We start from the raw sequence: 12,499 nt of genomic DNA, 5'->3' as shown, positions 1-12,499 counted from the left end.
ACATAAAAAAACCTCGTGATTACACGAGGCTTATGTTTGGATCAATGAATAAAATAAAGCAAAATATCCGTTTCATCAGTGCGCCAACATCTCTTCGACCACCTCTGCATTTGATAATGCATCAGGATAATAGGTCGGCCAATTGCTCAATTCATCAAACAACGCTTCTTGGGACTCATTGCCCATGTACAAATGGAAATGATCCGCCGCGCGAGGCTCAATGATGTGATCGCTGAACTGAATGAATAAAGGCGCACCTGAATCCTTTTGCTGACACTCAAAAAGATAGCGCACGCCACGGTTGCCCTTTCGATACGTTAAAATTTTATGCCCTGCAGGTGCATATTCACAAAATGTGGATTTTTCTTTCGCATGAAAGGCAATCACATTGCCATCAATCACAATGTTTTCCACATCGGTGGCATAACCTTTTGTGTAATATGCTTTGTACTCTTGTGCCGTTTGATCGCCTTTATCCGCCGCTTTTTTCTCCATCACAGCATCAAGCTCACCGCTTAAAATGAGTGGATAAACAGAACGCCATGCACCTTGCCAATCACTCAATGAACGATCTTTGACATCTTGATCCTCAAAATAGCCTTTGCTCGCTTGAATCTGTTTTTCCGTCATCGGAGCATGATGATGCCCATGATGGTGATGGCTATGATCGTGGTCATGATCATGCGAGCCGTGGGCAAATGCGCCAGAAAGTGATAAACCCATCGCCATCGATAGGGCCAATAACAACTGCTTATGCTGCATGTTACTCTCCTAAAAGTTAAAGGGATCAATGTTATAGCATAGGATTTTCTGTATTGACTGAACACTTTTTACGCAAACAAGAATCATTCTCATAACTGCCTTGATCCTGCAGGAATTTGCATCATTTTGCAGAATTTTTCTGTATAATTTGCACCATTCAAAACGTTTCACGTGAAACATTAACAACAATAATGAGGATCATATGCACACATCACGTTGGCTCATTGCATCGGCAGCACTTTTAACCTTAACGGCATGTAAAGGTTTATCCTTAGAAGATACGCTGTCTCTTGGCATGCAAAGCGCACAAATCATGTCGTTGTCTGACAATGACATCAAACAATTGACACAAAAATCCTGCCAAGAAATGGACTTGAAAAATAAAGTGGCACCGGCAAATAGCGCATATGCTCAGCGCCTCAATCGCATTGCCAATGCGCTTGGTCACAATGTCAATGGCACGCCTGTCAATTATAAAGTCTACCTAACCAATGATGTGAATGCATGGGCGATGGCCAATGGCTGCGTACGCGTTTACAGCGGCTTGATGGATAAAATGACGGACAATGAAATCCAAGGTGTGCTCGGTCATGAACTCGGTCATGTGGCGCTTGGGCACAGCAAAAAAAGCGTACAAGTGGCTTATGCAACAGAACTCGCGCGCAACACCATCGTCAAAACTGCCAACAGCTCCATTGCGGATTTAACGAGCTCACAATTGGGCGATTTGGCGCAAAAATTGGTGAATTCTCAATTCTCTCAATCCCAAGAATTGGCGGCGGACAACTTTTCGTATGATTATTTGAAAAAGCGCAACCTTAACCCAGCCGGCATCGCCTCTGCATTTGATAAATTAGGTGGTGGCAGCTCATTGCTCAGTACGCACCCAGCTTCATCAAAACGCTCGAACAACATTCGTCAGCGCATGTTGGCAGATCAAAAATAATCCATAAAAAAAGCCACCCATGAATGACTATGGATGGCTTTTTTAGTGTCATGCTTAAGGCATTAAAATCATCGCATCACCATAACTGAAGAAACGATATTGATCATCCACTGCATGTTGATAAATTTTCTGAATGCGTTCATAGCCCATAAAAGTGGACACAAGCACCATCAATGTGGATTTTGGCAAATGGAAATTGGTGATCAAAGCATCAATCACATGAAATTCAAAGCCTGGCTTGATGAAGATGTTTGTATCCCCTTCAAAGGCTTTGAACGTGCCATCAAGTGCAGCGGTTTCTAATGAGCGGCACACGGTTGTGCCCACAGCAATCACACGCTTACCTGCCGCTTTCGTGGCTAATATGCGATCAATGGCGGATTGTGGGACAGAGATCCACTCTTTATGCATCACATGCTGATCAAGCGCCTCTTCACGCACTGGCTTAAATGTACCGGCGCCGACATGAAGCGTCACTTCCACAAAGGATGCACCTTTCTCTTCAATCGCGTGCATCAACTCTTTCGTAAAATGCAAACCGGCCGTTGGCGCGGCAACAGCACCTTTCTCTTTACTGAAAACCGTTTGATAACGCTCTTTATCAAAATCACTGTCATCACGCACAATGTAAGGCGGCAATGGCATGTGCCCCATTTTTTCTAAAATGGGAAACACAGCACTACCATCGACCGTTTCAAAAATAAAGAAACTGTCATCTCTTGCCACCATTTTAAAGACAGGCTGATCTTCTACATAAATAATCTGCCCCTCTTTTGGCGATTTGCTTGCACGGGTTTGCGCTAAAAATGAGGTTTCACTCAATAAGCGCTCAACCAAAATCTCAACCGCCCCACCCGTTTCTTTATGGGCAAACACGCGCGCTGGCAATACGCGCGTATTGTTAATCACCAATAAATCACCCGGTTCAATATAGTCGATGATGTCTTTGAAAATTTTATCTTCAATCTCATCCCCTTTTGCCACCAACAAACGCGAGGATTCACGATCCTCTTTTGGAAACTGTGCGATCAACGATTCAGGTAAATGGTAATCGTAATCGGAAATTTTATCTTTCATCAAAACTCACTACTTTTTCATTGGCAAATAGATCTTCTAAGCGCTCGCGCTCACGAATCAAGTAAGCCTGATCTTGATCAATGAGGATTTCGGCGGCGCGTCCACGTGTATTATAGTTCGAACTCATCACAAAACCATATGCACCCGCTTGTTTGACCACTAAAATGTCACCGGCTGACAATGCCAAATCACGATTTTTACCCAAAAAGTCGCCAGTTTCACACACAGGTCCCACAATGTCATAGTTATGCACAGGCGCATCACTCGCTTGAGTTGCTTCAATGCGCATCCATGATTCATAAAGCGCCGGGCGAATCAAATCATTCATGGCAGCATCAACCACGGCAAAATGTTTGCCTTCATTCTCTTTTGTTAAAATCACTTCTGTTAATAAGTAACCAGAATCACCCACAATCGAGCGCCCTGGCTCCATCGTCATCATTAAATCGCGATCACCCAATTTTTCATAAATCATGTCCACCAAAGTTTGTGGTGTGATCAATGTTTCCCCTTGATAATCAATGCCAAGACCACCGCCCATGTCAAAATGCTCAAGCTCAATGCCCTTCTCTTTTAAGGCATCAATCAGTGTCAACATGCGATCAACCGCATCACAATACGGGGATAATTCCGTCAATTGTGAACCAATGTGGCAATCAATCCCTTTAATGGCAATGTGTGGCAATTGATGCGCCGCTTCATATAAACGCACGGCTTGATCATACGGAATGCCAAACTTATTTTCACGAAGGCCGGTAGAAATATAAGGGTGGGTTTTTGCATCCACATCAGGATTCACGCGAAATGAAATTGGCGCCATTAAACCTAATTTTCCAGCCTCTTCATTGAGCCTATAAAGCTCAGCTTCTGACTCCACATTAAAACAATGAATGCCCGTTTCTAACGCAAAGCGCAAATCTTCACGCGTTTTACCCACGCCTGAAAAAATCACCTTGGTCGGATCACCGCCCGCTTTTAACACACGCAATAATTCACCACGCGAGACAATGTCAAAACCTGCCCCTAAATCTGCCAATAAACGAATGACGGATAAATTGCTGTTCGCTTTCACGGCATAACAGACCAGATGCTTTCGTGCGCCAAAGGCATCTTGATAACGTTTGAACGCTTCTGTGATGCTTGCTTTTGAATACACATAAAGTGGGGTGCCGTAAGTTTTGACCAAATCTTCAATGGCCACTTGTTCAATGTGAGATGTCAATTGGGACATTTATCGCTCCGATGATGATTGTTGTTCTGTTGAATGTTGATCTGGTAAGTACAACGGTCCTTTTTGACCACAAGCGTGTAAAAAGAAGCTCAAACCCACCACACATAAAATCTTTTTCATAACTCTAATCTCTTGATTCCAATCAGGGAAAAATTATAACGAATTGTTGCAGCGAGCGCCATGCGCTAATAACTGCAAAACCAACCAAATGCGTGCTTTCGCAGGATGGCTATAAGGCGCGTGTAATAAACCATATTGATCATTCACCACTTTCCCTGCTCGCACGCGCGTTGTCAATACAACTGGGCAAGATGCGTGCATTAATACTGGCAATAAATTTTCATGCACCGTGCCATTGCCTGTGCCCACAATGATTAAACCCTCAACATTGGCCTCTAAAAGCGCTGTGAGCATGCGTGGATTGGCGGAGACATCACTGTAGACAATTTCCACCCAAGGATAGTCATCCTCTAGCATTGGCAATGCCTCAATACTAAGTTTCATTTTATCATCCACTTTAACATTCTTATAAAACTCCACTTTGCCGTTCAAAATATGACCAATTGCACCAAAATCATCTGCACAAAAACCATCCACTTTTAAGGTGTGTGACTTCACCACTTCATGCCCTACATAAATGGTGTTATTGATCACAGCCCATAAACCTGCAACGCCATGCGCTGCAACCTGTAAACTGTCCAATAAATTCAACGGACCATCTGCACTGATCGCAGTGGAAGGGCGCATTGCTGCTGTTAAGACGACAGGTTTAGTAAAATTGAGCGTCCATTCTAAAAAAACAGCACTCTCTTCTAACGTATCCGTACCATGAGTGATGACAATACCATCAACATCATCACGCACTAATTGCTGATTCACACATTCGGCCAATGCCTTAAGAATGGAAAAGCACATGTCTTTACTGTCAATCTGGCAAAGCTCAATGGTTTCAATCGTCATCTCTTCAGGCACAGGCAATCCATACAATAATTCAGCGGCCTTTTTTTCACCGGCTGCATAATTGACCAATTCTTGATCACTTGTGGCATTGCCTGCAATCGTGCCACCTGTGCCAATAATGACTATTTTTTTAGCATCCATGATCTTTTTTCCTTTTTTTCATCATAAAATTGCGTCTTAGTATGCCGGAATTTTCATCAAATGCATACAATATATCTTATTGATATTTCAATGATTTTAAAATTTATACAATTTTTTTAATTTTTTTTGTAAAAAAAGTTTGACGTTTATAATTATTTGCCTATAATAGCAAACCTCTGACGGGTCATTAGCTCAGTTGGTAGAGCAGTTGGCTTTTAACCAATTGGTCGAAGGTTCGAATCCTTCATGACCCACCAAATTCCAAAGCATCTAAATTATAGATGCTTTTCTTTTTCCGTTAGAGACAAATAACGGGTCATTAGCTCAGTTGGTAGAGCAGTTGGCTTTTAACCAATTGGTCGAAGGTTCGAATCCTTCATGACCCACCAAATTCCAAAAGCTTCTAGTCGTTGACTAGAGGCTTTTTTGCTATGTGGAGATTGTATGCGCACATTATGGGTGATTCATGCACATCAAACCGATGATTTATCAGACAATATCACTGCTTGGCAAACACAATGCCAAGATCTTGTGGTGCTCTCTGATGCGGCTGATTTACCGCATGCACATCCTTTAAAATATGCTAAAGCCTTGCTTGGACAAACATTGCCCGCACTCATTTTTGATGCCAGAGATGGCTTTGCGCTCGATTATTTTCTCTGTGCTGCGCACACCATCGAAGATAACGGCGCAATGGCCATCATCGCCCCTCATTTTAATGGAGATGATCCACAAAGTGCCCGTTTTCATAACACTTGCATCCCCACACCTCATTTTCAGCAACATTTAAATGCATGCTTAGCTCGCTATGCTCAACCCTTTGATTTAGAAAACATTCAGCACAATGCAATAACAGCAACAGACGTCATGCTCACAAATGAGCAACAGTACATCATTACACAGCTCAAAAACTTTTCCACAGGCATCCTGACCTTATTTGCACCGCGTGGTACAGGGAAATCGACGGTCATTGCTCATTTCTTACAAGCTGTGGATAACTTTGTGCTCACAGCACCAAATCAACCTTCCCTCAAACGTTATGCACAGCATGTGGATAACTTTAAGGCACCAGATGATCTTTTTTTGAACCATGCCCCTAAAAGTTTTGAGTGGCTCATCATCGAAGAGGCTGCACAAATGCCCATCGCACACTTGGAAAAATTGAGTGCTTTGGCGCATAAAGTTATCCTCATCTCCTCTGTGGATAACTATGAAGGTACAGGGCAAGGCCTTGCGCAAAAGTTGCACGCAATCCTCCCGATTGAGCAAGCCCTCACTTTAACAAAAAGCCAGCGCTTTGATGATCAAGATCCTTTAGCGCGCTTTTGCCAAGCCATCGCGCTACAAGAACCCTGTACAGAAAGTTTGCCAGAAGGCTTAAATCTCTATGATCATGATGGATTGACCGCGCTGCAAAGCCAGAGCGAGTACATTCAAGCACTCTATCAATTTCTCAACGCGCACCATTATCAAACCAATGCCCAAGATGTGCGCCGCCTGTTTGATGGGCACAATCAACTTTTTATTACAGATGTGCAGAACTCAACACTTCGCGGTGCCATTTGGGCGCTGAAAGAAGGCGAGTTATCCACAGATTTGGCTGTGGATATCTTTAATGGTTATCGTCGCCCGAAAGGTAATTTAGTGGTGCAAACTTTAGGGGCGCACAGCTATTATCCTGAACTCATGACCAAAAAAAGCCTGCGTGTTTCACGCATTGCGGTGGATCATGCCCATCGCCATCAAGGAATTGCGAGCAATATGCTCATGCACCTCATCGAATATGCCAAAGTTCATCAATATGATTTCATCTCCACAAGCTTTGGGCTCACAGAGGATTTACTGAGCTTTTGGCAACAAGCAGGCTTTACATGGGTGCACATGGGCACGCATCGCGATAAAACCACAGGCTTACATGCCGCCATTTTGCTGTATCCTTTGACCGATGCAATGCAAACATTGATCGAACGGATGGCACAAAAATGGCGCGCTGATGCATATCATTTGTTAGATGCGCCCTTTGTGCATACATCTGTACATCCTTGCCTACAAACCATTGCTAAACCTGCACCTTTTGATGCGTTAGATATCAAAATTTTAACCGCACATCAGCAACATAAAAAGCCTAAAGAAGCCGTATTTTCTGCATTACAGCGTCAAATCCTGCAAAATGATCAATAATTGATCATAATTTTCATCTAAAGAGGTTTGACAAACTGAAACCTTCTCCCTATAATGCAAACCTCTTCAAGAAACAACGCCGGTATAGCTCAGCTGGTAGAGCAACTGACTTGTAATCAGTAGGTCCTCAGTTCAATTCCGAGTGCCGGCACCATATTTAAAAACCCTGCTTAACGCAGGGTTTTTTTATGCCTGTGTGCTAAGATAAAATCATTATAATTATTTTCTGTGACGCCATGTTTAAATCCATACTCAATAAAATTCGCCACAAATACAGCCATTTTAAAGTTAATCACGTCAACATTTATGGCATTAAAAGCCCATATCATTTTGATCGACAGCGTGAGCAATACTGCATTAATGAGCCTGATGCCCACACCCTTGATCACACAGAGATTGTGCTTTATTCATGGAACATTTATAAACAAAAATTAAATGCAGCCATCGATGAGCTCTCCTATATGCTCAATAAAGCGGACATTGTCATGCTGCAAGAGGCTCGAGAGAGTGAAACATTGATGTCGCTGATCAGTAGCCACACTTTTAAAGCCATTCATGTGGTCGCCTTTAAAGACGGCCATTATGCCAATGGTGTGATGACCATTAGTAAAACAGCACCCATTTGTTACAGTGCACAAAAATATTCAGAGCCATGGATTCGTTTTCCAAAATCTGGGCTCATTGCCACTTATCCTTTATCAAATGGGCAACATTTGATGGTGGCCAATTTCCATGCGGTGAATTTTTCGTTGGGTTTAAAGGATTTTATGCAGCAACTTCGCACCATTTTTGACATTTTACAGCAACATACGGGTCCCATTGTCCTAGGGGGTGATTTTAATACCTGGCGAAAATCCCGCTATTTATATGTCAAAAGACTCATTCGCGAGCTCAATTTAAAAGAGATTCAATATCCCATCGATCAACGCACAAAAGTGATGGGTAAAGTTTTAGATCATATTTTTGTGCGCGGCTTACATGTTAAAGAGGCCAAAACGTATAACATTTCGGCCTCTGATCACAATCCTATTCGATTGAAGTTGTCGTGCGAAGAATGAATTTAAGCTGCTCTTTCATGTGCGCGAGTGCTTTTGCGCGATGAGAGATTTGATTTTTCTCAGCCAATTCAAGCTCTGCCATACTTTTACCTAATCCTTCAATGAAGAATAAAGGATCATAGCCAAAGCCGCCCGTGCCCACAGGTTCATGCAAAATGCGTCCATAAATGCGCCCTTCAGCAATGAGGGGGGTTGGATCTTCTGCATAACGCACAAAAGCAAGCACTGAGATAAAAAATGCGGCGCGATCTTTATCCTCAACACCTGTTAAGTTCTTTAATAATAAGCGATTATTCGCATCGTCTTCTTTCACAGGACTATAACGGGCTGAATGAATGCCAGGTGCACCTTTTAAGTACGGCACCACAATGCCAGAGTCATCGGCAATCGCAGGTAAGCCACTCTCTTTTGCAGCATGACGCGCCTTAATAATTGCATTTTCAATGAAACTTAGGCCACATTCATCGGCATCTTCGATGTTAAAATCACTTTGTGGTCGAACAACAATGTCCAATGACGAGAACAATTCATTGAACTCCCGAATCTTGCCTACATTATTACTCGCTAAAACGATTTCCATTATTCTGCACCATAAACGTCAATTGAGAAGTATTGATCTGCCACTTTTTGGTAGCTGCCATCTTTACGAGATTCAAGGATCGCTTCATTGAATTTTTCCATCAATGCATCATCTCCTTTACGTAGACCAATGCCGATGCCATCGCCAAATACCTCAGGATCATTATAATCAGGGCCCACAAATTCTAAAGATTTATCGTAACCTTTACGCAAATATCCATCATCTAAAGGTACGCTGTCTGCAAAGACTAAATCAATGCGACCAGAGTCTAAATCAAAGATGGCTTCATCTAAATTTCGGTAGCTACGAACATCTGCTAACTTGGCAAATTTCTCATTGGCGTAAGTTTCATGAATAGTTCCACTTTGAACACCAATGGATTTTCCTTTTAATACATCGTCTGTAATTTCTTTGTATTCACCAATGGGTGCTACAAATTTTGCAGGTGTTTGGTAGTACTTATTGGTGAAGTTAATGGCTTGTTTTCGTTGGTCTGTGATGGACATGGAGGCTAAAATCGCATCAATTTTTTTTGTATTCAATGATGGAATGAGGGCATCGAACTCAACTTGCACGATTTCACATTTCAATTTTGCCTTTTCACAGAATAAGTTAGCTAAATCTGGTTCAAAGCCACCAAGACTACGATCAGGGTTCATATAACTAAATGGAGGATAAGATCCTTCAATCCCAATTTTGATTGGTTCATTTGCTAAAGCGAGAGAACTCGTTAGGGCTAAGCCAAGCAATAGTTTTTTAATCATTGTGTATAACTCCTTTTATATTGATTAACCCTTTATATATATAGGATGATGATGAGTTTGACAAGTTATCCACAGCTTTTCATATTATTTCAATAAATTCAAATGGATAAATAAGATTTTGATTGTTAATAACTTATGTATAACTCTATGGATAAATTGTTTATAAATTTCCTCTGATTTTATCCACAAATTATTCATAGGCTTATTCACAGAGTTATCCACATCTTTATGCACAGATATTGCGAAACCTGTGGATAACTTTTTAGCCTTATGGATGAATCTTAAAAGTTATGCACAAGTGATTCACCAGTTGTGGATGATTGAGATCATTGTCTGTAATTTTTTCATCCGTTAGATAATTCATTGAAATGATTTTATGAATGATTGTTTAAAATTTAAACAATTGTCCATTTGTGTGTGCATTCAATTCTCTTTGGTTCTTCTATTTTTTATTAAGCTATATATATATTATAAATGATGATAAGGATTGCGAGTTATCCACAGGCTTGTGCATAACTTAATGAAATTAAAAATAAAAAAACCAAAAAAGTATGTGGATAACTATGTGTAAAACCCTATGGATTACTTTGGGATAACTATTGGCAAAACTTACCCACATTTCATTCACAGGCTTATCCGCAGAGTTATTCACAAAGTTATCCACAGGCTCAATATTGTGATGATTAAGAAATGTAAAGCGTAAAGATAGGTAAGGGTTGAAGGGGTTTGATAAATCAAACACGTCAATTGGCTAATTGATTGATCTTTCGAGTGGATTCTTTTTGTCTTTCTCACAAAAACTGAGGTAAAATACCCGCTTTAAGTCAATTGAAAATTGAATTATGAGCTCAAAAATTCCGACCGAATTGCTTGAAAAGTATCGTCAATCCTTTAGTGAAAAGGCCGAACAGTTAACATCATTGCTCGAGACGCTCAGCCATCAAGCGGCTAATGAGGGTGAACAAAGGGGTGAAAGCATCAAAGAACTTCACCATTTTGTTTACCAGCTAAGCAGTTCAGCCACAACGTATGAGTGCAAGGCGCTTGCGGATAAAACTCGCGAGTTTTTGAAAGTGGTGGAACAAGGCGATCTGAATGTACAGGCCACATTGACCTGTGGACAAGCGCTTGTTCATCTTCTTCAACATCCTTAATGATGAGGTAAATCATGGATCAACTCCAAATTTTGCAACCATTTTCCGACTGGGTTTCTGATGTTCTTGTGGATATTCCGGATGAAACCGTCGCCTATGTCTTTAACATTTATGAGGAAAATGACGCCTATTTGGTGGATATTACAGGCACCTCAACATTTGATGCAAGCTGTGAAGACTGGACCGATGACATCAATTGGGATTCAGGCAATGAGATGTTTATCATCCCTAAAGAGAATTTTGAGGGTGATTGGGAAGAGATTCATGATGCCATTGCTGAAACCTTAGAGGCGTTGATGGATGCCGAAGGCGAATTGTCCGATGCATTGTGTGATTCTGACGCTGTGGCAGTGGGCTTTATTGACGGTGAATTAGAAATCATATGGCAGGAAGAATGATCAAACCGCGCACGTTATCTAAAACCATCGGTGCATGCTTTGCACTGATGGCTGTGATGCCTGTCACTCATGCCTTGAGCATCAGTTATGATCAAGTCAATCATGCTGCAATGCCGCAAGCGGTTTTGTATCCTTTTGCCTATCAAGGCTTGGTCTCGATCCGAGAAAATCACTTTGCGGATCGATTGAGTCGTTTGCCTGAAGAGATTCCTGAATATTGGGATGTGGTGGCGGTTGGCCGCGATATTTTAGAGCAAGAGTGTCGTGACAAAGGGCGTTTGGCTGAGTTTGATTACAGCTATTTGCCGCACAAAGAGTTATTGACGCCTAGCGCTGTGCAAAAATGTGGTGTCGGTTTTAGTGTGCAAGGCATGACCCTCAACTATGCATTGATCCACAAATATGGCGTGCCGCCCACCTATTGGTCCGATTTATTTGATTTCAATCGTTACCCAGGTAAACGAGCATTGCCAAAGCAAGCGCGTTATTTGTTTGAAATCGTTCTGTTAGCCGATGGCGTCAAGCCGAGTTATTTGTATCCACTGTTGGCCACAAAAGCGGGGCAGGATCGTGCATTGGCGAAGTTAGATCAAATTTACGATGAAGTGATTTGGTGGAATGATGTCAATCGTCTCAAAGAGTGGCTAGATCAAGGTTTGGTGGTGATGTCTGTTGCGCCAGATGGTGCAATGCTGAGCAATGATGTGGATAACATTGGGGTGTCTCGCCATCAAGTGCTCTATGAGATGCGCTATTATGCATTGTTAAAATCTTCAAAAGCACCTGAAGTGAGTTATGCTTTCATTTCGTATGCGACGCAGCCTGATCAACAATTGAAATTGGCAGCCACCCAGTATTATGGCCCAACGATTCAGCAAGCCTGGCGATTATTGCCCAGTGAATCGGTTGAGTATGTGACGAATCACCCGCACAATTTGCAAGGTGGTATTTTGCTCAACTATGAATTTTATGCTGAGCATGGACAAGCGCTAGAGGATCGCTTCAATGCATGGTTGGCCACAAAAGAAGCCCCGGTGAAACGAGTTTCATTGGCCTCTGAGATGGAAAAACCTGTAGAAAATGCTGAAAATTTAGCGCAAGAAACAGAAGTGGATGCCATTATGTTAAATCCAGAGATGGAATTTATTGGCCCAGAAGTGATTGATTTTGTTGGTCCTAATCAAGTATTGCAACAAAATTTGTAATAAATATTTGCATTTTTAAGAAATTGCTGTATAGTTATGAAC

13 protein-coding genes and 3 tRNA genes are annotated in these 12,499 nt (G+C 41.8%); 9 read left to right on the top strand and 7 right to left on the bottom strand.

Annotation, left to right across the window (positions count from 1 at the left end):
• Positions 1-75: 75 nt before the first annotated feature.
• Positions 76-762 (bottom strand): metal-binding protein ZinT, encoded by a 687-nt coding sequence (locus B9T10_RS09630; protein WP_094494027.1) that lies wholly within the window; start codon positions 760-762, stop codon positions 76-78.
• Between the two features lie 202 nt (positions 763-964).
• Between B9T10_RS09630 and B9T10_RS09625 the strand changes: the two genes are divergently transcribed.
• Positions 965-1,708, top strand: coding sequence for a M48 family metallopeptidase (locus B9T10_RS09625; protein ID WP_094494028.1), 744 nt, complete (start codon positions 965-967; stop codon positions 1,706-1,708).
• Between the two features lie 54 nt (positions 1,709-1,762).
• On the opposite strand, the gene queA is transcribed toward B9T10_RS09625, so the two are convergent.
• From queA to B9T10_RS09605, 4 genes are read right to left on the bottom strand one after another with little or no spacing between them, the layout of a single operon-like run.
• Positions 1,763-2,785 (bottom strand): tRNA preQ1(34) S-adenosylmethionine ribosyltransferase-isomerase QueA, encoded by a 1,023-nt coding sequence (gene queA, locus B9T10_RS09620; protein ID WP_094538354.1) that lies wholly within the window; start codon positions 2,783-2,785, stop codon positions 1,763-1,765.
• The gene (gene lysA / locus B9T10_RS09615; RefSeq protein ID WP_094538353.1) at positions 2,775-4,016 is read right to left on the bottom strand and encodes a diaminopimelate decarboxylase; all 1,242 of its coding nucleotides are present in this window, start codon (positions 4,014-4,016) and stop codon (positions 2,775-2,777) included. Before lysA ends, queA begins: the two co-directional genes overlap by 11 nt.
• A complete protein-coding gene (gene lptM / locus B9T10_RS10370; RefSeq protein ID WP_018122949.1) occupies positions 4,017-4,136 on the bottom strand; it encodes an LPS translocon maturation chaperone LptM in 120 nt (39 codons plus the stop codon). It lies immediately after the preceding gene.
• Between the two features lie 33 nt (positions 4,137-4,169).
• Positions 4,170-5,117 (bottom strand): asparaginase, encoded by a 948-nt coding sequence (locus B9T10_RS09605; RefSeq protein WP_094538352.1) that lies wholly within the window; start codon positions 5,115-5,117, stop codon positions 4,170-4,172.
• A 181-nt stretch (positions 5,118-5,298) separates the two neighbouring features.
• Between B9T10_RS09605 and B9T10_RS09600 the strand changes: the two genes are divergently transcribed.
• The 5 genes from B9T10_RS09600 (at position 5,299) to B9T10_RS09580 (ending at position 8,356) form a co-directional block, all read left to right on the top strand.
• A tRNA-Lys gene (locus tag B9T10_RS09600) sits at positions 5,299-5,374 on the top strand.
• Between the two features lie 56 nt (positions 5,375-5,430).
• Positions 5,431-5,506 (top strand) — tRNA-Lys (locus B9T10_RS09595).
• A 55-nt stretch (positions 5,507-5,561) separates the two neighbouring features.
• Positions 5,562-7,298 (top strand): GNAT family N-acetyltransferase, encoded by a 1,737-nt coding sequence (locus B9T10_RS09590; protein WP_094538351.1) that lies wholly within the window; start codon positions 5,562-5,564, stop codon positions 7,296-7,298.
• Positions 7,299-7,376: 78 nt separating this feature from the next.
• Positions 7,377-7,452, top strand: a tRNA-Thr gene (locus B9T10_RS09585).
• An 82-nt stretch (positions 7,453-7,534) separates the two neighbouring features.
• Positions 7,535-8,356 carry an endonuclease/exonuclease/phosphatase family protein gene (locus B9T10_RS09580; RefSeq protein ID WP_039950035.1) on the top strand — a complete coding sequence of 274 codons (822 nt, stop codon included), beginning with the start codon at positions 7,535-7,537 and terminating at the stop codon, positions 8,354-8,356.
• On the opposite strand, the gene rdgB is transcribed toward B9T10_RS09580, so the two are convergent.
• Together rdgB and B9T10_RS09570 are read right to left on the bottom strand one after the other, a co-directional pair.
• Complete coding sequence (gene rdgB, locus B9T10_RS09575) at positions 8,325-8,936, bottom strand: RdgB/HAM1 family non-canonical purine NTP pyrophosphatase (protein WP_094538350.1); 612 nt, start codon at positions 8,934-8,936, stop codon at positions 8,325-8,327. The genes B9T10_RS09580 and rdgB overlap by 32 nt on opposite strands.
• Positions 8,936-9,700 carry a transporter substrate-binding domain-containing protein gene (locus B9T10_RS09570; protein ID WP_008315998.1) on the bottom strand — a complete coding sequence of 255 codons (765 nt, stop codon included), beginning with the start codon at positions 9,698-9,700 and terminating at the stop codon, positions 8,936-8,938. Before B9T10_RS09570 ends, rdgB begins: the two co-directional genes overlap by 1 nt.
• 842 nt (positions 9,701-10,542) lie before the next feature.
• Between B9T10_RS09570 and B9T10_RS09565 the strand changes: the two genes are divergently transcribed.
• Genes B9T10_RS09565 through B9T10_RS09555 form a run of 3 tightly spaced genes read left to right on the top strand, consistent with a single transcriptional unit; the run spans position 10,543 to position 12,457 of the window.
• On the top strand, positions 10,543-10,854 hold the full coding sequence (locus tag B9T10_RS09565) for a hypothetical protein (RefSeq protein WP_008315996.1): 312 nt from the start codon (positions 10,543-10,545) through the stop codon (positions 10,852-10,854).
• Between the two features lie 14 nt (positions 10,855-10,868).
• Positions 10,869-11,252, top strand: a complete 384-nt coding sequence (locus tag B9T10_RS09560) for a hypothetical protein (protein ID WP_094538349.1) — start codon at positions 10,869-10,871, stop codon at positions 11,250-11,252.
• Complete coding sequence (locus tag B9T10_RS09555) at positions 11,237-12,457, top strand: extracellular solute-binding protein (RefSeq protein ID WP_246782190.1); 1,221 nt, start codon at positions 11,237-11,239, stop codon at positions 12,455-12,457. The genes B9T10_RS09560 and B9T10_RS09555 overlap by 16 nt, the downstream gene beginning before the upstream one ends.
• The last annotated feature ends 42 nt before the right edge of the window (positions 12,458-12,499 follow it).

Source organism: Wohlfahrtiimonas chitiniclastica (assembly GCF_002252325.1).
GTDB classification, from domain to species: domain Bacteria; phylum Pseudomonadota; class Gammaproteobacteria; order Cardiobacteriales; family Wohlfahrtiimonadaceae; genus Wohlfahrtiimonas; species Wohlfahrtiimonas chitiniclastica.
Note: the sequence above shows the minus strand (reverse complement) of the source record. Positions and strands in the feature narration are given on the sequence as shown.